A 19,531-nucleotide genomic window follows, 5' to 3' on the forward strand; every position below is an offset into this window, starting at 1 on the left:
TTGAAGCCGTCGCGCGCGCATCACGCGCCGAATATAGCAGCACCGAACACCGGCCATGACGCACGCCTTCGACCACCTCTCATCATATAAAAATCTCTCGTTATCATGTGCGGCCCATTTCGCCTCTTTGACAAGTCGCCACCCCGTCCCGGATCATGGAATCCGTCATATAAAGGGGGGGCAGGGCCGATTACGAAAAGCATGCAACAAATCGACCGTGCGGTGGCCGACTGGCGGGCCGTACTCGGCACCACGGCGGTCTCGACCGATGCGCAGGTCCTCGCCGCCTATCAGATGAATACGTCGGAGTACCGTCCCCGTGAGCTCATTGCTCTGCTGCGTCCCTCGGCACCGGATGACGTACGGCACATCATCGACGTGGCCCGCTCGACCGGAGTGCCGCTCTATCCCCTCAGCACCGGCCGCAACTGGGGATTCGGATCGGCGCTACCGCCCCGCGGGCCGGTGGCGCTGGTCGACCTCGGGCGGATGAATCGCGTCATCGAGGTCAACACGCAGTACCGCTACGCCGTCTTCGAACCCGGCACGACCCAAGGACAGCTCGCCGACCACCTCACGGGTCTGGGCTGCGCCCTGAAACTCAATGTGACCGGAGCCGGCCGGGAGACCAGCATCGTGGGCAACGTCCTCGACCACGGCGGCGGCCATCTCGGTGCGCGCTTCGACGACCTGCTCGGCGTCGAGGTGGCCCTGGGAAACGGCGAGGTGGTGCGCACCGGACTGTGGCACCTGCGGGAGTCCGGCGACATGATCCAGCACTATCCGCCGGGGCTGGGACCTGATCTGCGCGGCCTGTTCGTGCAGTCCAGCTTCGGCATCGTCACGAAGATGGTGCTGCGTCTGCACCCGGCCCGGCCCTTCCGGGAGCTGACGCTCGAAGCCGCCGAGGCCAGGCTGCCCGCCGTCGTCGACGCGCTGCGCCAGGCCCGCGAGGACAGTGTCATCAACGGCTACGTCCGCCTCACCGACGGCATGGACCCCCACATCCGGTTCTTCCGACGCGGCACAGGGGCCACCTGGAAGGCACAGATCACGCTCTACGGCACCAGCGCGCTGCGGGCCGAGGCCGGCCGGGAGATGCGGCGCCGCACGAGCGCCCTGGTGCACCGCACGGACTGCTTCGACACCGAGCACGACGATCTCCGGGCCCGCGACGGCGAGGACCGCGCCCTGCTGGAAGCCCGGCTGCGCCTCGCCCACGGCGCCCCCTCGGACCGTTCGCTGGAGAACATCGCCCGGTCCGCCGGAAAGTCCTTCCCGCCCGGGACGGCCGGCCTGGACCACGACCGCGAGCTGCCCGGCTTCCTGTGCGCCAACGTGACGCTGCCGTTCTCCGGAGCCCACGTGGCCGCCTGCGTCGCGGAGGTCCGGGCCGCCGCCGACGAGGCCGGCATCACGGCCGCGTGCCTGTTCGGCATGATCGGCCCCACGGCCCTGTCCGGCTTCTTCCCCTTCTACTTCGACCGGCGCAGCCCCGGCGCGGTGTCCCGCGCCCATGCCCTGCGGGACGAACTGCACCGACGGCTGGAAGCCCGCGGCATCTACCCGATGCGTCTGGACGTGGACTCGGCGGGCCCGTTCATCGAGCGCACCGACGACGGCTTCTGGCGCACCGTCTCCGCGCTCAAGCGAGCTCTGGATCCGGACGACGTCATCGCCGGCCGCTACACCCCGCCCCCACGGACCCGCGCGGGCCGACCGGTCACGCACGACACAGGAAGGGCTCCATGACCACCACGCCGACCGAGACGACCGAGGCCCGGGCCTGGTCCGAACTGCGGTCCCTGACCGCACACCTGCTGGCCCGGGAACCCGAGGAGATCCACACCCTGCGCACCGGCGCACTCCCCCACCGACCGGGTTCGTACGGCCAGTACTTCACCACCTGGGATCTGGCGAACGGGATCCTGCGCGACTACTCCATGAACCTGTACCAGGCGCTGCGCATGGTGACCCACCGGGAGATCGGCGTGGACAGCGCGCTGGCGGTACTGCGCAGCTGGGTTCCCATGTACGGCGAGTTCCTGCGGTACAACGGTTTCGAGCGGTTGGCCGATCACGCCCGGCTGATGGTCGAGTCCGGTGTCCGCGACCACCGTCGGCTCGTCGCGGCGCTGTCCGCGTTCGTCGCGTACGTCAACCGCCTCACGGCCTGGTCCCATCACTACTTCCCGTGGCACGTCGGCGAGGCGTACCGCTACGACGCCGCCTCGCCCGCCGCCGTGCCGCAGGCGCCGCCGCCCGCGTGCGACGAGGGCTCCTCGGTGCGCGCGCCGGTCCGGCTCCGCTGGGAGCCCCTGGGCGTCGAGGTCGTCGCGGAGGTCTGCCGCGACCTCAACGACCGCCTGTGCGACGACTTCCTCGGCGCTCTGCCGTTCACGGTGCTGCAGGACCACGCGGTCGTGACCGGTGAGTCCATGTACGCCTGGACACCGCTGGTGAGTGTGGCCCCGACACCGGTGACGGAACGCATCCGCGACGCCCCCGTGGGCAGGCTGCGCTTCTCCCAGGCCACCGGCAACAAGCTCGTCGTCCAGTACGGGTCCACCACCGAGACGCTGCGCGCTCCGGTGCTCGGCCGGGTCGTCGCCGCCGACATCGACGCGCTGCGGAAGGTCGGCCGGGCCGCCTGGGACAGCACCTTCCGTACCAAGGAGCACATGTGGCTCACCGTCGAGCGCATCTGAACCAGGAGGCACACCATGACCGTTGACGGTGCGATGGTCGACATCGGGGACACCGCACTCCATGTCGTGGAACGGGGCAGCGGACCGGCGGTACTCGTGCTGCACGGGGCGGGCCTCGACCACGGGTCCTTCGGTGACTACCTGGACCCGCTCGCCGACAGCCACCGCCTGCTGTTCATCGACCAGCGCGGCCACGGCCGTTCGGCCCCGTCCGCCGAGGACAGCTGGACGCTCGAACGCCTGGCGGCGGACGTGGGCGCGGTCGCGCGCGCCCTGGACCTGGGTGAGTACGCCGTGCTCGGCCACTCGTTGGGGGCGTTCGTCGCGCTCCAGCACGCCGTCGACGAGCCGACCGCGGACGTCGCGAGCATCCTGTGCGCCGCCGTGCCGTCCGTCACGTACTTCGCGCACGCCGACGCGGCGCTGGAGACGTTCCGGCCGGCCGAGCTGCGCGACCGGGTGGGCGCGGCGATGGAACGCTCCACCCAGGTGCGCACCCCCGCGGAGGCCCGGGACGCCCTGGACGCACAGCTGCCCTTCCTGTTCGCCGACCCGGCCGACCCGCGCATCGCGGAGTACCTGGAGCGCACGAAGGACACCCGGTACGCACCTGCCGTACTGCGGCACTTCGTGGCGAACGGCTACGGTGGCATCGACGTGCGGGACCGTCTCGACCGGGTCAAAGGCCCGATGCTGCTGTTCGCCGGCCGGGACGACCGGGTCTGCTCGGTCGCGGCGGCGGAGGCGATCGCCGCCGGTGTGCCGCAGGCGGAACTGGTCGTGTGCGAACACAGCGGTCACTTCGCCTTCGTCGAGGAGAGGGAGGCGTTCCTGGCGGCGGTGCGGCGCTTCCTCACCAGGCACTTCACCGATCCCTCGTGAGCGGCGACGGCGGGCTGGCGCAGCACGTGCTCGGCGCCGCGCCGCACGGGCGGACCGCGATCGTCGCCGCCGACGGAACCGGACCGCTCACCGGCCGCGCGCTCGCGGACCGCGCTCGGCGCGGGGCGGCCGGGCTTTCCGCCCTGGGGGTCGGGCGCGGTGACGTGGTCGCACTGCACCTGCCCAATGTCCCGGACTTCGCGCCCGCGCTGTTCGCCGTGCTGCGGGCGGGCGCCGCCGCGGTGCTGTGCGGCACGCGGGCGACCGAGGACGAACTCGCCGGCCAGCTCGCCCTCAGCCGTGCCGCTGTGGTCGTCACGACGCCCGCGCTGCGGGCGTCGGCCCGCGCCGCGGCCGCACGGGCGGGCGCCGGACCGGTGCTCGACCACCTGCCGGACCGCCGGGCCACGGAATCCGCCACGGCACCCGTCACGGTCCGCGCCGGTGATCCGGCGCTGCTCGTCCTGTCCAGCGGCACGACGGGCCTGCCGAAGTGCGCCGTGCTCACCCATGGCGGCCTGGTCGCCAACCTGCGTCAGGCGGCGGGTCCACTGCCGCTCGGCACCGACGACGTCCTGCTGGCGCTGGCCCCGTTCGCGCATGTGATGGGAGTCTGCGGAGTGCTGCTGCGAGGTCTCGCGGCCGGGGCCACCGTGGTCACGCTGGACCGTTTCACCCCCGCCGCGTTCCTCGGCGCGCTCAGCCGCCACCGGGTGACGCAGACGATCGTCCCGCCTCCGCTCGTCGACCTGCTCGCCACCAGTGCGCTGGTGGACCGGTACGACCTGAGCGCGCTGCGTGTCGTGTACGTGGGCGGTGCCGCCGCCGGTACCGAGCTCGAACGCGCCTGTGCGCAGCGGCTCGGCTGCGTGGTCGCGCAGGGGTACGGCATGACGGAGGGCGGGCCGATGATCACGGTCAACCCGGTGGACGGCCGTGCCCGGCCCGGCTCGGCCGGACTGCCCCTGCCCGGTGTGCGGATCCGGATCGTGCGGGACGGCCGGGAGGCGGCCGCCGGCTCGTCGGGCGAGGTGCACATCGCCGGGCCGGGGCTGATGGCCGGCTACCTCGGCGATCCGGAGGCCACGCGGCGGGTCCTCGGCGCGGACGGCTGGCTGCGCACCGGCGACGTCGGCCATGTGGACGACGAGGGCTATCTCTGGATCACCGACCGGCTCAAGGACCTCATCAAGTGCAAGGGGCACCAGGTGTCACCGGCGGAGGTGGAGGCGGTGCTCGGCAGGCATCCCGCCGTGGCCGAGGCCGCCGTCGTCGGACGGCCGGACGCCCGCGCCGGTGAGGTGCCGGTCGCCTTCGTCACCCTGCGCGCGCCGGTGAGCCCGCAGGAGCTCGTCTCGTTCGTGGCGGCCCGGGTGTCCGCGCCCAAACGGATCCATGAGGCGTGGATCGTCAGCAGCCTTCCGCGCGGCCCGACGGGCAAGGTCCTGCGCCGGGTGCTGCGGCGCCCGCACCTGCCCGAGTGACACGCGGACCGTGACTCCGTCCCACCCCCAACTTCCTGGAGATCCCATGGCCGGCCTTCCAGTTGTCGACATCAGCGGTTTCGCCACCGGGGCGGCGCCGGATCCCGGGCGGGACGCGGTGGCGGCCGAGGTGGACCGCATCTGCCGGGAGACCGGGTTCTTCCTCGCCGCCGGTCACGGGGTGCGGCCCGAGACCCGCGCGGCGATGTTCGCGGCCGCCCGGGAGTTCTTCGCGCTGCCCGACGCCGCGAAGAACGCGCTCGCGATCAGCCGGTCGAGCTGCCATCGCGGGTACTTCGGCATCGGCGCCGAGACCCTGGACGAAGGGACCACCGGCGATCTGAAAGAAGGGTTGGACACCGGCGGCGAGCACGGCCCCGACCACCCCGAAGTCCTGGCGGGCACCCCGACCTTCGGCCCGAACCAGCTGCCGGATCTGCCCGGCTTCCGACAGGCCTGGAGCGCCTACTGGGCCGAGGCGGTCGAGGCCGCCGAACGGGTCCAGCGCACCCTCGCCCGCGCCCTGGGGCTGCCGGCGGAGCACCTGCTCACGATGGAGGGCGGCGAGGTGATGTACCACCTCAGGCTGCTGCACTATCCGCCGCGGCGGCACACGCGGCCCGCCCCCGGCCGGCTCGGCTGCGGGGAGCACACCGACTACGGCACGGTGACCCTGTTGGCCGACGACGGGGTGGGCGGACTGGAGGTCATGCGGCGCGACGGCACCTGGATCCAAGTGGCGGTGCCGGAAGGCCTGTTGGTGGTGAACCTCGGTGATCTGATGGCCATCTGGACCAACGACCGCTGGGTCTCGAATCCGCACCGGGTGGTCAACCCGCCGGACACGGACCGGTACTCGATCCCGCTGTTCGTCACCCCGCCCTACCGGGCCCGCATCACGTGTCTTCCCAGCTGCCTCGCCCCGGGTGCCGAGCCCCGCTACGCCCCCCAGGTGGCCGGCGAGTACCTGACGTCCCGGCTCGACGCGACGCACCCGTACCGGAACCCGCTGCTGGCGGCGCGGCAGGCGGCAAGTCCCCCGGGCGGCGGGTGAGTTCTCGGAAACGCCGCGTTCACGAGGGCGGGGAGCGGGGGTAACAACGGCTTTCTAGCGTGACCGGCCGTGGGACCAGGGTCGTATACACGACCGTACGCACGCAGCACCGGGAGGCGCGACATGAGCACCACGGAGTCACGGCCGCCGGCAGCGGCCACGGCGGAGCCGGCCACGCCGCAGGATGCCGCCGGACAGGCCGCCCAGGAGACACTGGAGGACTACACCCTCCGTTTCGCACCGCGCAGTTACCGGCGCTGGACCCCCATGGTCGTGGCGACGACCGCGCTCGGCGGCATCGCCTACATGGCCGACTTCTCCATCGGCGCCGGCATCGGCCTGGCCCACGGCACCGGCAACGCGCTCGTGGCCATCGCGGTGGCCGCCGTCGTCATCTTCGTCACCGGGCTCCCGCTCGCCTACTACGGCGCCCGCTACAACATCGACCTCGACCTGATCACCCGCGGCTCCGGCTTCGGCTACTACGGCTCGGTCCTCACCAGCGTCATCTTCGCCAGCTTCACCTTCATCTTCTTCGCCCTCGAAGGCTCGATCATGGCCCAGGGCCTGAAGCTGGGCCTCGGACTGCCGCTGTGGCTGGGCTACTTGGCCGCGACGCTGATGGTCATCCCGCTGGTGATCTACGGCATGAAGGCGCTCAGCAAGCTCCAGGTGTGGACGACCCCGATCTGGCTGCTGCTGATGGTCGGCCCGCTGGTCTACCTGATCGCCACCGACCCCGGCACGGTCGACCGCTTCCTCTCCTACGCCGGCACCGACGGCGGCGGCGGGGTCGACACCGCGTCCGTGCTGCTCGGCGCCGGTGTGTGTCTGTCCCTGATCGCGCAGATCGGCGAGCAGATCGACTACCTGCGCTTCATGCCGCCGAGGACCGAGGCGAACAAGCGCACGTGGTGGACCGCCGTCGTCATGGCGGGCCCGGGCTGGGTGGTGCTGGGTGCGCTGAAGCAGGCCATCGGCGTCTTCCTCGCCGTCTACATCCTCGCGAAGGTCGGCCCGGCCGCCGCGACCGAGCCGATCCAGCAGTTCCGCGGCGCCTTCGACGCGATGATGCCGTCCTGGATGGTCGTCCCGCTGGCCGTGGCGCTGGTGGTGATCAGCCAGATCAAGATCAACGTGACGAACGCGTACTCCGGTTCGCTGGCGTGGACGAACTCCTTCACCCGGGTCACCCGGCACTACCCCGGCCGGATGATCTTCGTACTGGTCAACCTGGGCTTCGCGCTGGCGCTGATGGAGGCGGACATGTTCAGCTTCCTCAACAGCATCCTGGGCTTCTACTCGAACTGCGCGATCGCCTGGGTGGTCACCGTCGCCACCGACATCGGCGTCAACAAGTACGTGCTGAAGCTGTCCCCGCTGACCCCCGAGTTCCGTCGCGGCATGCTGTACGCCGTCAACCCCGTGGGGGTCGTGGCCTTCGTCGCGGCCTCCGGCCTGTCGATCGCGATGTACTTCCATCTGCTGGGCGACACCCTCCAGCCGTACTCCCCGGTCGCCGCGGCCGTGCTCGCCTTCGTGCTCACCCCCGTGACGGCCGTCGTCACCAAGGGGAGGTACTACCTGCGCCGCACCGACGACGGCATCACCGAGCCGCTGCTCGACGCGGACGGCAATCCGAGTGCGGTCACCCTCGACTGCCACGTGTGCCACCAGCCGTACGAGCGCCCGGACCTGACGGCGTGCACCGCGCACGGCGCGGTCGTGTGCTCGCTGTGCCTGAGCACGGACAAGGCGGGCGACCACGTGCTGCCGGCCAGCGCGTAGGCCGATCGGGGAGCACCGCCTGAACGGGCATCAGAACCCTGGATGGTTTTGATTTGGTCTAGTCCTCTTGACGGGTGCACTCTCGGGCGGTTTGGTATGTACCAACTCCCCATCACTCGAACGCCCGAGGGTCATCCCCGAAAGGGGCAATGTCATGCACCTGGCAAGATTCGCGGCTTCCGCCTGCGCGCTCGCACTGGCGGCCACCGGCGCAGCCACGGCCCTGGCGCCCGCCGGCAGTGCCGCGTCCGCGGCGGGCAGCGTCTACTCCGTGGCTCCCTATGTCGACATGTCGAACGGTCAGGAGGGCCTGCTCGACACGGCCGTCACCGGACACGGCCTCAAGGCCTACACCGCGGCCTTCGTCCTCGGCACGGGCTGCAACCAGATCTGGGGCGACACGCTCCCCATCGGCAACGACTCCTACACCGACCCCGAGATCGCCAAGGCCAGGTCCGAGGGCGCGTCGGTCATCATCTCCTCCGGCGGGGCGAGCGGTGAGCCGCTCGCCTGGACCTGCTCCACACAGAGCAGCATCGACGCCGGATACCAGGCCATCATCGACGACTACGGCGTCACCCAGCTGGACTTCGACGTCGAGGGCGCCGCGGTCGCGGACACCGCGGCGGCGGCCCGGCAGATGCAGGCGATGAAGGACCTCAAGGCGGCCAACCCGAACCTCCGGTTCTCCATGACCCTGCCGGTGCTGACCAGCGGGCTCACGGGCGACGGCGTCAACATCCTCAAGGCCGCCAAGAACGCGGGCATCAAGATCGACGTGGTCAACATCATGGCCATGGACTACTACGCGGGCACCGGCACCGAGATGGGCCAGGGCGCCGTCGACGCCGCCAAGGCCACGCTGGCGCAGATGCAGTCCGTCGACTCCGGCTACACGTACGCCAACCTCGGCATCACCCCGATGATCGGCAAGAACGACGACGGCTCCACGTTCACCCCGGCGGACGCGCAGACGGTGGAGAACTTCGCCGCGCAGAACGGCGTCGGACGCCTCGCGTTCTGGGCGGTGACCCGCGACCAGCCGTGCGGCGGAAACGCCAACTCCCTGCCCACGTGCAGCGAGATCAGCCAGAACAGCCTCGCCTTCACGGACGCTTTCGTACCGTACGAGGGCACTTCGGGCGGTGGAGGCGGCACCACGGGCAGCGACTTCTCGCTCTCCCTGTCACCCGGCTCCGCCTCGGCCGCCCAGGGCGGTTCGGCCACCGCGACCGTGAACACGGCCGTCACCTCCGGCAGCGCCGAGTCCGTCGGCCTCTCCGCCACCGGCGCGCCCTCCGGCGTCAGCGTCTCCTTCAGCCCGGCGTCGGTCAGCTCCGGCAGCACGTCGACCCTGACGGCGGCGGTCAACTCATCGGTGGCGGCGGGCAGTTATCCCATCACCGTGACCGGTACGGCCGCCAGTGGCAGCCACAGCGCGACGTACACGCTCACCGTCACCTCCGGCGGGGGCGGTGGCGGTGGCGGCTCGCTGGCCAACGCCGGCTTCGAGTCCGGCGGTCTCGGCCCCTGGACCTGCACGGGCGGCAGTTCGGTGGTCTCGACCCCGGTCCACTCCGGCAGCCACGGGCTCCAGGTCACACCGAGCGCGAGCAGCACGGGCGAGTGCGACCAGACCGTCACCCTGTCCCCCGACCACAGCTACACGCTGAGCGGTTGGACCCAGGGCCCGTACGCCTACATCGGCGTCAGCGGCGGCGCCACCGCCAGCACGTGGTCGAACAGCTCGACGTGGAACCAGCAGTCGGTCACCTTCACCACCGGCAGCAGCGCGACCGTCACCGTCTACGTCCACGGCTGGTACGGCCAGTCCGACGTCTACGCCGACGACTTCACCCTGAGCTGACCACCACCCCTGCACGCGTGCGGCGCACCTCTCCCCCCACAAGAGATGCGCCGCACGTTTTCGTGGTCCGGGGCTGGGTCAGCCGTCGTTCTCCGCGGACGGGATGTACGCGCCCGGTACGTCGTTCGGAGCGAAGATCTTCTTCTCGCCGGGGTACGGCGTGCTCCAGTTGTGGGTCTCGTACCAGGTGAGGTGGTTCATCTGCTCGGGGTTGGCGTAGTCGGGCACGGCGTTCGGGCCGGTCAGCCGCTGCTTCGACGTCCAGGTGTTCCACTCGGACACGAGCGACTTCTTGTCAGCCGGGACCTTCGTCGCCGGGACGAGCGCCGCCTTGGTGTTCTGCTTCGCCGGGGTGTCCACGCCGCAGGACGGCGGGGTGCTCAGACCGTCGGTCAGCGAGGTCCGGTTGGGCAGCGCCGTGAACGGCGTGTCGTCCGGGTGGCTGGTGAAGGCACCGCGCATCGGGGTGGCCGCGCTGTCCTTCTGGTTCATCGGGTGGATCCCGAGGATCTGCTCGATGGTGCGGATCACGGTGATCTGCGAGTAGTAGCGGCTGTCGACCGTGTCGTGCTGGGCCCAGGGGCTGATGATCTGGATGGGCGCGCGGTGGCCGTCGACGTGGTCGAGGCCGGCCTGGGAGTCGTCCTCGACGACGAAGATCGCCGAGTCCTTCCAGTACTTGCTGTGCGAGATCTCGTCGACGATCTTGCCGGTCGCGAGGTCGTTGTCCGCGACCTGGGCCGCGGGGCTCGCCGGACCGCCGGTGTGGTCGCTGGAGAGCCAGAACATGTTCAGGTTCGCCGGACCGTTCTTCTCGAAGTCCTGCTTCCAGATCTGCTGCCGGTACACGTCCGGGACGCTGGTGTCGAACTTCGGGAAGCCGGGCACCGAGACGCTGTTGAGCGAGGGGATCGGCGAGGACGAGTTCAGCGGGTAGGCGGTGCCCTGCCCGGTCGCGGCCATGTTCTTGGCGTCGCAGTACAGGTTCTGCCAGCTCGCGCCCGACGGCTTGGTCAGGAACTGCTGGAACTCGCCGAAGTCCCGCACGGACTTGCCGGCCGCCTGCGCACCGGACCACAGGAAGCCCGACTTCTGGTGGCCGAGCGCGTCGTCCTCGGTGTCGTAGCTGCGCTGGTACTCACCGGCCGAGGACTCGGTGTACTCGGGGTTGTCGGCCTGCATCAGCCAGTTGTGGCCCTCGGCCGAGTTCGTGCCGATGTCGTACGTGTTGTCGTAGAGCCCGAACTGCTCGGCCAGCGCGTGCTGGTTGGGCGTCACGTTCTCGCCGAACTGGGTCAGCGACGGGTCGCCGTTGCCCTTCGCGATGTCGCCGTAGACCTGGTCGTAGGTCCGGTTCTCCTTGACGATGAGGAAGACGTGCTTGATCGTCGAGGGGTCGCCGAGGCGCGCCGGGACCGGCACCGCCCTGGCCTTGCTGTGCTTGTTCGCCGTCCGCACCGCGCCCGCGGTCCAGCCGTTCTGCTGGAAGACCTTGCGGGTCTCGGAGCGGATGGTCCGGTCGCTGGGCAGCGCGAACCGCGTCAGGCTGGACGTGGTGTCGTGGGTGGCGTGGCCGGCGCTGTCGGGGCGGCGGGCGTCGATGCCACGGGTGTTGGAGACGACCACCGTCTTGCCCACGGTGGTGATCTCGGAGGGGAAGTAGTCCGTCGGGAGCAGGCCGACGTAGGAAACCGGCTCCTGCGCGGAGTTGTAGCGGTAGACGGCGACCGCGTTGGCGCGGCCGAGCGTCACGAGCAGGTGCCCGTCGTCGGTGAGGGTGACCGCGTTGGGCTCGTAGCCGACCGAGGCCTCCGGCCAGGGCTGGGTGGAGATGGTCTGGACGACCTTGTCGTTCCTGGTGCTGATGACCGACACGTTGTTGTCGGCGGTGTTGGTGACGAACACCGCGCCGTTCTTGGCGTACACGGCCGTCGGGTGCAGGCCGACGTCGATGGTGCCGACGGCGGCGGAGGCGTTCTTCAGGTCGATGACGCTGACCGTGCCGGTGGTGGTGGCACCGGTCCTGGGGTTGGCGGGCACCTGGGTGCCGTAGGAGTTGATCGTGGTGTCGCCGGCCTTCGCCGGGCGGCCGCCCTCGTTGCTGACGTAGAGCTTGTCGCCGACCTGGACCATGCCGCGCGGGGCGTTGCCCACGGACCAGCTCTGCTTGACGGCGCCGGTCGCCGCGTCGATGGCGACCACCCGGTTCTGCCCGTTGACCGCGGAGTACACGGTGGAGCCGTCGGCGGAGAACACCGCCGCGCTCGCCAGGGCGTGCTTGTCGCCGTCGGCCGGGATCGAGACGGTCACCGGGTTGGCGAGGGTGCCGTCGGCGTTCACGGTGAACTTGGTGTAGCCGTCCGTCTGGCCCAGCCACAGCTGCTTGCCGTCGGGCGAGTACGCCGGGCCCTCCTGGCCGACGGCGGCGCTCTTGATGCGCAGGTCGTCGGCCGCGTTGGTGCCGACCTTCTGCTTCACCTGTCCGGTCTTGAGGTCCACGAGGACCAGTGCCGCGTCTCCGTCGGTGACCGTGGCGGCGAGGTGGCTGCCGTCCGGGCTGACCGTCGAGGACATGATCTTGCCGTCGTTGATGACGAGGCGGCTGCCGTACGGGTTGAGGTACTGGTCGCTGGAGATGACCTGGCCCTTGTCGGTGACCTGGCCGACCTGCTCCTTGCCGAACTGCTGTGTCGAGGCCACGGCGGTGCCGGTGGCCAGGGCCGCCGTGGTGATGCATGCCGTGAGCAGCGTCGCCCGGCGGCCGACTTGTCTGCCGAGCAGGACGAAGTACTCCTTCTCGGCTTGCCGGCGTCGGCGCGTTATCTGCATGACGTCATCCCTTCGGGGAGGTGGAGAGCAGGTCGACATTGCCGTCGAACTGCCAGAGCGGGTTGGGCGCGTCTCCGGTCGAGGTGCGCACCAGGAAGTAGCCGTTCACTTCCTTCGGTCCGTCGCCGTCGGCCACGAACCGCCCGTCGGCGGTGATGTCGAGCTGGTAGACGGCCTGCCCCACGGTCCGGGTGCCGGGCAGGTGCCAGGAGACGACGCAGCGCCAGTCGTTGCCGGCCCCTTGTGCGTCGTCCGCGACGTCGCCCTTGGTGCAGGCGGCCGAGGACTCCAGTTGTGCCTCGGTGACGGCGGGCCGGTTGAGCTGCGCGGTCTGCATCCGGTAGAGGTGCGCGAAGGCCGTGGCCAGTGAGCGCTGCACCTTGTCCTGCCGGATCCCGGAGCCGGTGGTCGCGCCGGTCAGCGCGGCGACGACCGCGACGGTGACGGCGATGAGCCCGGCGATCGGCAGGAGCCCGGCGGTGACCGCGCGGCGCGCCGATCGGTCGTCGGCGGAGTTGGTGAAGTCGCGCCGCAGGAACAGCAGATAGGCGATCGCCGTCGCCGTCACCGCCCACACCAGGCTGACGGCGATGCCGATGGCCAGCGGGCCGAGCTGGCCCGGGTCGGCGAACAGGCCGTTCCAGGAGATGAACGCCCAGCCGGGCAGGGCGAGCCGGACGGCGACGGGCAGCGGCAGCATCTGGGCGAGCTGCATCACGAGGGCGACGACCGCGGGCAGCAGCAGTCCCATCGGGGAGCGGCCCAGCACGACCGACCCGAGCAGTCCGATGCCGGCCAGCGCCAGGGTCGGGGCCAGCACGCTCAGCCAGGCGAGCAGCACCTTGCCGGCCGCGTCCCCCGGGGCGAGCAGATGATCGTCGAGCCCGACCAGCGGATGGTTGCCGACGGCGAGAAGCCCGCCCACCGTGCTCGAAACGGCCAGCCCGGCCACGAGCAGCACGATGACGGTCAGACTCGCCAGTGCCTTGGCCACGAAGATCCGGCGGGGCGAGCGGACGGCGACCAGCAGATGCCGCCAGGTGCCGAGCCGGTCCTCGGAGGCGAACACGTCACCGGCGACCACGGAGGTCAGCAGCGGCAGCGCCCAGGTGCCCGAGAAGCCCAGGATCACCAGGGGTCCGGCCCAGCCGGTGGCGAGCATCCAGCGGCCGAAGAGGGTGTCGGCGGGCAGTGTGCTCTGCTGGCCGACTCCGGCGACGAAGAGCCCGGGCGCGATCCAGCAGGCGAGGACCAGCAGCCGGATGCGCCACTGCGAGACGAGTTTGACCAGTTCGAAGCGGTAGCCCCGGGCCACGGTGACGCGGGCGACGGCGGCAACGGGCGTACGGCCGACGGCAGTTCCGGTCATCTGTCGGCCTCCTGCCGGTCGGCGTCGGCGGTGTGCCGTGCGGTGTCGGTGTCCCGCTGCCCCGTGGCCGGTTCCTGCTGCTCGGTGAGGGCGAGGAACGCGGCCTCCAGCGGGGACATCACGGGGGCGAGTTCGCGCAGCGCGACGCCCGCCCGTACGAGCCGTGTCACGAGCTCGTCCAGGTCGGGCACGAGCGCGCGGACGACGAGTGTCTCGGTGCCCTGGCGCGCGCCGACGCCGTCGACGGTGCGGATCCCGGGCGCGTCCGCCGCGAGCCGGCGCGCGGCCTGCGGGTCGGAGGTGACGAGCCGGTAGTCGAGTGCGCGGTTCTCGGCGGCCAGCTTGCTCAGCGGGCCGGAGAAGACGACCCGTCCGGTGGCGAGGATGGTGACCTCTGAGCACAGCGCTTCCAGGTCGTCCATCCGGTGGCTGGAGAGCACGACGCTGGTCCCCTGCGCCGCAAGCCGGTCGAGGACGCCGTGCACGTGCTTCTTTCCGGCCGGGTCCAGGCCGTTGGACGGCTCGTCCAGCACGAGCAGCCGGGGCCTGGTGAGGAGGGCGGCGGCGAGTCCGAGTCGCTGGCGCATGCCCAGGGAGAAGCCACGGGCCTTGTCGTCGGCGACATCGGTGAGCCCGACCTGGGCGAGTACGTCGTCGATGCCGGCCGCCCGCGGGTCCTGGCCGCGCAGTGCGGCCAGCGCGGTGAGGTTCTGGCGTGCGGTGAGCGAGGGGTACAGGCCCGGCCCGTCCACGAAGCCGGCGACACCGTCGGGTGCCGCGAAGGTCCGTCCGACCGGTGTGCCGAGGATGTCGAGGCCGCCGCTGTCGGCGACGGCGAGGCCGAGCAGCAGCCCGAGCAACGTCGTCTTGCCGGCCCCGTTCGGCCCGACCAGACCGTGGATCTGACCTTGCGCCACGTCCAGGTCGACGCCGTCGAGTGCGACGACCTCACCGAAACACTTCGTGATGCCACGCGCCCGGATCGCGAGGAGTGTGTCCATGAGCCCCTTCCTTCACAAGCCTCAAGGAGGCTAGGGAGGGCACACAACGGTGGCAGGGGACGCCAGTTGAACGCTAGAGGAACGGAAGCCAACCGGCACGCTCGCTCCGGGTGGCGCCGCGTGGGTGGGCCTGTGTGCCAACTGTCCTACGTGTAAGGGTTGTTGTAGCGGCTCCGGGACGGGTGGTCGGTGAGCCGGATGCCGTGGTCCCGCTTGAGGCGGGCCATCTCGAACAGCGCGATGGCGGTGACCGTCACCGGGGCGCCGAGGATGAACAGGATCCCGAGCCTGAGTCCGAGCCCGTGCAGGTCGCCGGTGAACAGGTCGGGCAGGGCCATCAGCCAGGTCGTGACGATGGCGAGCAGGGGCGGCAGACAGCGGTGCACCGCGGCCGTACCGAAGAAGTTCCCCGTGATCCGCAGGGCACCGGCGCCCACGAACCAGACCAGCCACAGCGTCACGGAGCCCAGCGGGATGATCAGCAGGCCGCCGCCCAGCGCGGTGCCGTTCTGGAGCAGCAGGGCGGTCACGACGACGGACGCGACGAAGGTGAGCAGCAGGCCCAGCGCCCTCAGCAGCGCGGGACGCAGGGGGCGCAGGCTGCCGTCACGCCGCCATCTCCAGAGCATGACCCCGACCGTGAGCGGGGTGATGAACAGCAGGACACCCGAGGCGATCAGCAGGTTCTGCGCCATCTCCTCGAAGGCGAAGCCGCCCTCGACGAAGGTGTAGACACCGGCGGCGGCAACGGTTCCGGCGGCGACCCGGACCCGCTTGAGCCACTCGACGGACGGGTCGAGCGGTTCGGGTATCCAGTCGGGATGGAACACCGCCCAGGCGGCGTGATGGGCCTTCAGATAGTTTCGCCGCCTCGGCCCGTCTCCCGTGCGGTTCCGCCACGCACCCGCCATCACGCACTCCCCCGAGTCGCCGCCCGCATGATCATCGGGGAGTCTACGGGAGGCCGGTGACAGCCCATCCGGGTGTTCACACACATGAACTGAACACACATGGGTGTACGTCGACGAGGCCGCCGTGCCAGACTCGCCCAACGTCCCCGCCAGTCGGCCGAGTTGGAGGACAGTCATGAGCGTTTCCCGGCGTACCGTGCTCGCCGTGGCCGCCGTCGCTCCGGCGGCGCAGGCCACGCCCGCCTCCACATCCGCGTCCGCTGCCGCGGCCAGGTCCGCCGAACCGGCCCCGGCCTCCGTCGCCCGCACGCTCGCCGAGGCCGCCGACTACGCGGTGCACAAGCTGCGGGCCGTCGCGCCGGGGGTGAGCGGCTTCCCGGTCGGCACGAAGTTCGAGAAGTGGGTCTTCTCGCAGAACGGCGACTGGGTCGGCGGTTTCTGGCCGGGGACGCTGTGGATGGCGTACCTGCGCACCCAGGACGACATGTTCCGCACGCTGGCGCTCGACTGGGCCCGCAGACTCGCTCCCCGCCGGTACGACACCACGACCCACGATCTCGGCTTCCTCTTCTACCCGTCCTGGGTCACCGCGTGGCGGCTGACGGGCGACGAGAGCTGGAGCGCGGGCGCCGTACAGGCGGCCGACTCGCTGATCCGGCGCTACAACCCGCGCGGCCGCTTCATCCGGGCCTGGGGAGCGCTCGACACCCCGCAGAACGCGGGCCGGGTGATCATGGACACCCTGATGAACCTCGACCTGCTGGCCTTCGCCAGCCGGCGGACGGGGGACGAGAAGTACCTGAACGTCGCCGTGGAGCACGCCGGAACGACGCAGCGGCACTTCCCCCGGCCGGACGGCTCGACGCCCCACGTCTTCGACTTCGACCCCGACACGGGCACGCCGATCGGACCGGACACGGTCCAGGGCTACAGCCCTTCGTCCTGCTGGTCGCGCGGGCAGGCCTGGGGGATCTACGGCTTCACCACGATGTACCGCCGCACCGGCCACCGGCCGTTCCTGTCGACGGCGCGCAGCCTGGCCGACTTCGCGACACGAGCGCTGACGCCCGACCACGTGCCGGTGTGGGACTACCGCGCGCCGCAGCAGCCCCATGACGTCAAGGACGCGTCGGCCGGAGCCGTCATGGCCTGCGGTCTGCTCGACCTGTCCACGGCGACCGGCAGGCCGGAGTACCGCGACGTCGCGCTGCGGATCCTCACCGCCCTCTGCGAGACCTGCCTGACGACGAGGTCCACGCGCGCCCAGGCCGTGGTCGCCCGCTGCACCCGCAACCGCCCGGCCGAGGACGGGATCGAGATCTCGCTGCCCTACGCCGACTACTACCTGCTGGAGGGCATCCTGCGCGTGCTCCAGCCGAAGGACGTCGACCGGGCCGTCGACCTGTCGACGACGGCGGCCGGCGTCAGTGGCTGAACGGGTCGTCGGCGGGGTGTTCCGTCGCGCCGGCCTGGCGCAGCAGCAGCCGGGCCAGACCGCGTGCCTCGTCCGGAGTGAGCGACGCCCACACTCCGGGCACTCCGCCGCGGTCCTCCCCCACGTCCAGGGCGATCCGGCTGACGGGCCGGTCCGCGAGGCCGAGCCTGAGGCGCCGTACCTCGATCCGGCGGCCGCACATGGTCACGAGACGGGACTCGGCCACGGGGCTCCGCTCGATGCCCTCGTGCCGTTCGTCCGCTGCCGTCGTCATCGGTCCCACACTCCCTCCGCCGGTCGGTTCCGGCCCCGGCCATCGTCACCAGGTGCAGCACGCGACACAGCGGGATTGTTCCCGGACGCGCCGCGTCCGCTCCCGGGACCGCGCCGACGGGGGCGGCGGCCGTGACGGAACGGCGCCGGAACAGGGGGCGTTGGAAACGGACGCCTACGAGGTCTCCAGGGCCTCACCGGGCCCGGCGAGGCCCAGCTCGCGCGGGCCGAGCGGGGCGAAGAAGCGGTCCACGTCGGCGTCGGTGACCTCCGCGAGGGTCGCCGGGGACCAGCGGGGGTCGCGGTCCTTGTCGATCACCTGGGCGCGCACGCCCTCCACCAGATCGTGGGTGCTCAGGCAGGCGCAGGAGACGCGGTACTCCTGGTCGAGCACCCGCTCCAGCGGGCCGAGCCGCCGGGCGCGGCGCACCGCGGCCAGGGTGACCTTCAGGGCGGTGGGCGACTTGGCGAGCAGGGTTCCGGCCGCCTCCTTGGCCGCCGGGTCGCCGTGGGCGAGCAGCCGGTCCACGATCTCCTCGACCGTGCCGGCGCGGTAGCAGGCGTCGATCCACTCCCGCCGCTCGGCCAACTCCCCCTGGGGCGCGGGCCGTGCGTGACGGGCGAGGGCATCGTGCACGGACACGGTGGCGAGGTCGGCCACGAGCTCCCCGAGTGCCGCGGAGGGTACGTAGTGGTCGGCGAGTCCGCACAGCAGGGCGTCACCGGCGCCGATCCGGTCCCCGGTCAGGGCGAGGTGGGTGCCGAGCTCGCCGGGGGCCAGGCCGAGCAGGTAGGTGCCGCCGACGTCGGGGACGAAGCCGATGCCGGTCTCCGGCATGGCGACCTGCGACCGCTCGGTGACGACCCGGACGCCGCCGTGTGCGGAGAGGCCGACCCCGCCGCCCATCACGATGCCGTCCATGAGGGCGACGTACGGCTTGGGGTAGTGGGCGATGCGGGCGTTGAGCCGGTACTCGTCGCGCCAGAACGCGGCCGAGGCGGTGCCGTCGCCGTCCCGGGCGTCGTCGTGGATGGCCCGGATGTCGCCGCCCGCGCACAGACCGCGCTCCCCCGCGCCGGTGAGGACCACGGTCCGCACCGCCGGGTCGCGCTCCCAGGCGGTCAGCGCGGCGTCGATACGGCGAACCATCTCGTGGTCGAGGGCGTTCAGGGCCTTCGGCCGGTTCAGGGTGATGTGGGCGGCCCGGCCGGCGGTGTGGAACAGGACGGGTTCGCCGCCGTGCGGCACGGCTGCTCCCGCGGCGCCGGTCATCCGGACACCTCCGTCAGGTCATGGGCCACGGTGACGCGCATGATCTCGTTGGTTCCTTCCCGAATCCGGTGCACCCGCTGGTCTCGGACGATCTTCTCAAGGCCGTGCGCGCCGGGGTTCCCGCACCCCCCGTGCAGCGGGCGACGGCACGAGCGGCGCCGGGCCGGTCACACCGCGCGGCGCCCCGGGGGCGTGAAGGCGTACAGGTCGAGGATGTCCGGCGGGGCGGCCACGCCCGGGCCGCCCGCGCGGACCCAGTCGATGATGTCCTCGGTCGCGTCCGGATCGTTGACCAGCCCCAGCCAGACCGGCCGCGCGCCGCCGGCCCGGGCGGCGGCGGAGGGCTGTACGACGATGACGTTGGCCTGGTCGCACGCGTCGAGGCAGTCGGAGACACGCACGGGCACCGCGGCGCGCAGCCTCGCGGTCTGGGCGGCATGGTCGACGCCGGGCACCTTGCGGGTGCCGCAGCAGCAGTCCCGGCACACGACGACCCGGCACGGTGCCGTCGCCCGCCCGCTCCCGGGTCCTTCTTCCGTCCGCCGCTCCGGCATGCCGTCCGCTCCCCTCCCGGGGAGATCCGCCCCGGTGTACCTGAGCGGCCATCTTTTCATCTCTCCCGCCGGCGCCCCAGCGAGCCGCTGCCGCTGACCTGCC

The 19,531-nt window shown here is 71.3% G+C and carries 15 protein-coding genes and 1 pseudogene; 8 read left to right on the forward strand and 8 right to left on the reverse strand.

The features are described from left to right. Positions 1–201: 201 nt before the first annotated feature. From AC4OXY_RS08030 to AC4OXY_RS08060, 7 genes are all read left to right on the forward strand, one after another. A complete protein-coding gene (locus AC4OXY_RS08030) occupies positions 202–1,752 on the forward strand; it encodes an FAD-binding oxidoreductase (RefSeq protein WP_356024234.1) in 1,551 nt (516 codons plus the stop codon). Further along, positions 1,749–2,708: a cucumopine synthase-related protein gene (locus tag AC4OXY_RS08035; RefSeq protein WP_356024232.1), complete on the forward strand. Its 960-nt coding sequence runs from the start codon at positions 1,749–1,751 to the stop codon at positions 2,706–2,708. The genes AC4OXY_RS08030 and AC4OXY_RS08035 overlap by 4 nt, the downstream gene beginning before the upstream one ends. 15 nt (positions 2,709–2,723) lie before the next feature. Then, positions 2,724–3,590 (forward strand): alpha/beta fold hydrolase, encoded by an 867-nt coding sequence (locus AC4OXY_RS08040; protein ID WP_491993551.1) that lies wholly within the window; start codon positions 2,724–2,726, stop codon positions 3,588–3,590. Then, on the forward strand, positions 3,587–5,074 hold the full coding sequence (locus AC4OXY_RS08045) for a class I adenylate-forming enzyme family protein (protein WP_362820072.1): 1,488 nt from the start codon (positions 3,587–3,589) through the stop codon (positions 5,072–5,074). The genes AC4OXY_RS08040 and AC4OXY_RS08045 overlap by 4 nt, the downstream gene beginning before the upstream one ends. 46 nt (positions 5,075–5,120) lie before the next feature. Continuing rightward, entirely contained in the window at positions 5,121–6,128 is a 1,008-nt protein-coding gene (locus AC4OXY_RS08050; protein ID WP_362820073.1) for an isopenicillin N synthase family dioxygenase, read from the forward strand. Positions 6,129–6,251: 123 nt separating this feature from the next. Beyond that, complete coding sequence (locus AC4OXY_RS08055) at positions 6,252–7,916, forward strand: allantoin permease (RefSeq protein ID WP_491993552.1); 1,665 nt, start codon at positions 6,252–6,254, stop codon at positions 7,914–7,916. Positions 7,917–8,070: 154 nt separating this feature from the next. Further along, positions 8,071–9,783: a carbohydrate binding domain-containing protein gene (locus AC4OXY_RS08060; RefSeq protein ID WP_491993553.1), complete on the forward strand. Its 1,713-nt coding sequence runs from the start codon at positions 8,071–8,073 to the stop codon at positions 9,781–9,783. A gap of 78 nt (positions 9,784–9,861) precedes the next feature. Here AC4OXY_RS08060 and AC4OXY_RS08065 read toward each other — a convergent pair whose 3' ends face one another. The 4 genes from AC4OXY_RS08065 to AC4OXY_RS08080 form a co-directional block, all read right to left on the reverse strand. Then, positions 9,862–12,612 (reverse strand): alkaline phosphatase family protein, encoded by a 2,751-nt coding sequence (locus AC4OXY_RS08065; protein WP_491993554.1) that lies wholly within the window; start codon positions 12,610–12,612, stop codon positions 9,862–9,864. Positions 12,613–12,616: 4 nt separating this feature from the next. Next, on the reverse strand, positions 12,617–13,981 hold the full coding sequence (locus tag AC4OXY_RS08070; protein ID WP_491993555.1) for an ABC transporter permease: 1,365 nt from the start codon (positions 13,979–13,981) through the stop codon (positions 12,617–12,619). Then, on the reverse strand, positions 13,978–14,982 hold the full coding sequence (locus tag AC4OXY_RS08075) for an ABC transporter ATP-binding protein (protein WP_491993556.1): 1,005 nt from the start codon (positions 14,980–14,982) through the stop codon (positions 13,978–13,980). The genes AC4OXY_RS08070 and AC4OXY_RS08075 overlap by 4 nt, the downstream gene beginning before the upstream one ends. Before the next feature lie 146 nt (positions 14,983–15,128). Further along, positions 15,129–15,893 carry a hypothetical protein gene (locus tag AC4OXY_RS08080; protein WP_491993557.1) on the reverse strand — a complete coding sequence of 255 codons (765 nt, stop codon included), beginning with the start codon at positions 15,891–15,893 and terminating at the stop codon, positions 15,129–15,131. Positions 15,894–16,068: 175 nt separating this feature from the next. On the opposite strand from AC4OXY_RS08080, the gene AC4OXY_RS08085 reads away from it, so the two are divergent. Beyond that, positions 16,069–17,328 (forward strand): glycoside hydrolase family 88 protein, encoded by a 1,260-nt coding sequence (locus AC4OXY_RS08085; protein WP_491993558.1) that lies wholly within the window; start codon positions 16,069–16,071, stop codon positions 17,326–17,328. Here AC4OXY_RS08085 and AC4OXY_RS08090 read toward each other — a convergent pair. The 4 genes and pseudogenes from AC4OXY_RS08090 to AC4OXY_RS08105 form a co-directional block, all read right to left on the reverse strand. Beyond that, positions 17,318–17,602 (reverse strand): hypothetical protein, encoded by a 285-nt coding sequence (locus AC4OXY_RS08090; RefSeq protein ID WP_362820081.1) that lies wholly within the window; start codon positions 17,600–17,602, stop codon positions 17,318–17,320. The two genes, AC4OXY_RS08085 and AC4OXY_RS08090, sit on opposite strands and share 11 nt — an antisense overlap. A 174-nt stretch (positions 17,603–17,776) precedes the next feature. Further along, on the reverse strand, positions 17,777–18,874 hold the full coding sequence (locus AC4OXY_RS08095; protein ID WP_376288163.1) for an enoyl-CoA hydratase/isomerase family protein: 1,098 nt from the start codon (positions 18,872–18,874) through the stop codon (positions 17,777–17,779). Next, a pseudogene (locus tag AC4OXY_RS08100) lies at positions 18,871–19,011 on the reverse strand (acyl-CoA dehydrogenase family protein); the annotation flags it as partial. The gene AC4OXY_RS08095 and the pseudogene AC4OXY_RS08100, both read right to left, overlap by 4 nt. A 30-nt stretch (positions 19,012–19,041) precedes the next feature. Beyond that, on the reverse strand, positions 19,042–19,428 hold the full coding sequence (locus AC4OXY_RS08105) for a (2Fe-2S) ferredoxin domain-containing protein (protein ID WP_376288162.1): 387 nt from the start codon (positions 19,426–19,428) through the stop codon (positions 19,042–19,044). Positions 19,429–19,531 lie beyond the last annotated feature (103 nt).

It is taken from the genome of Streptomyces sp. HUAS MG56 (assembly GCF_058673395.1).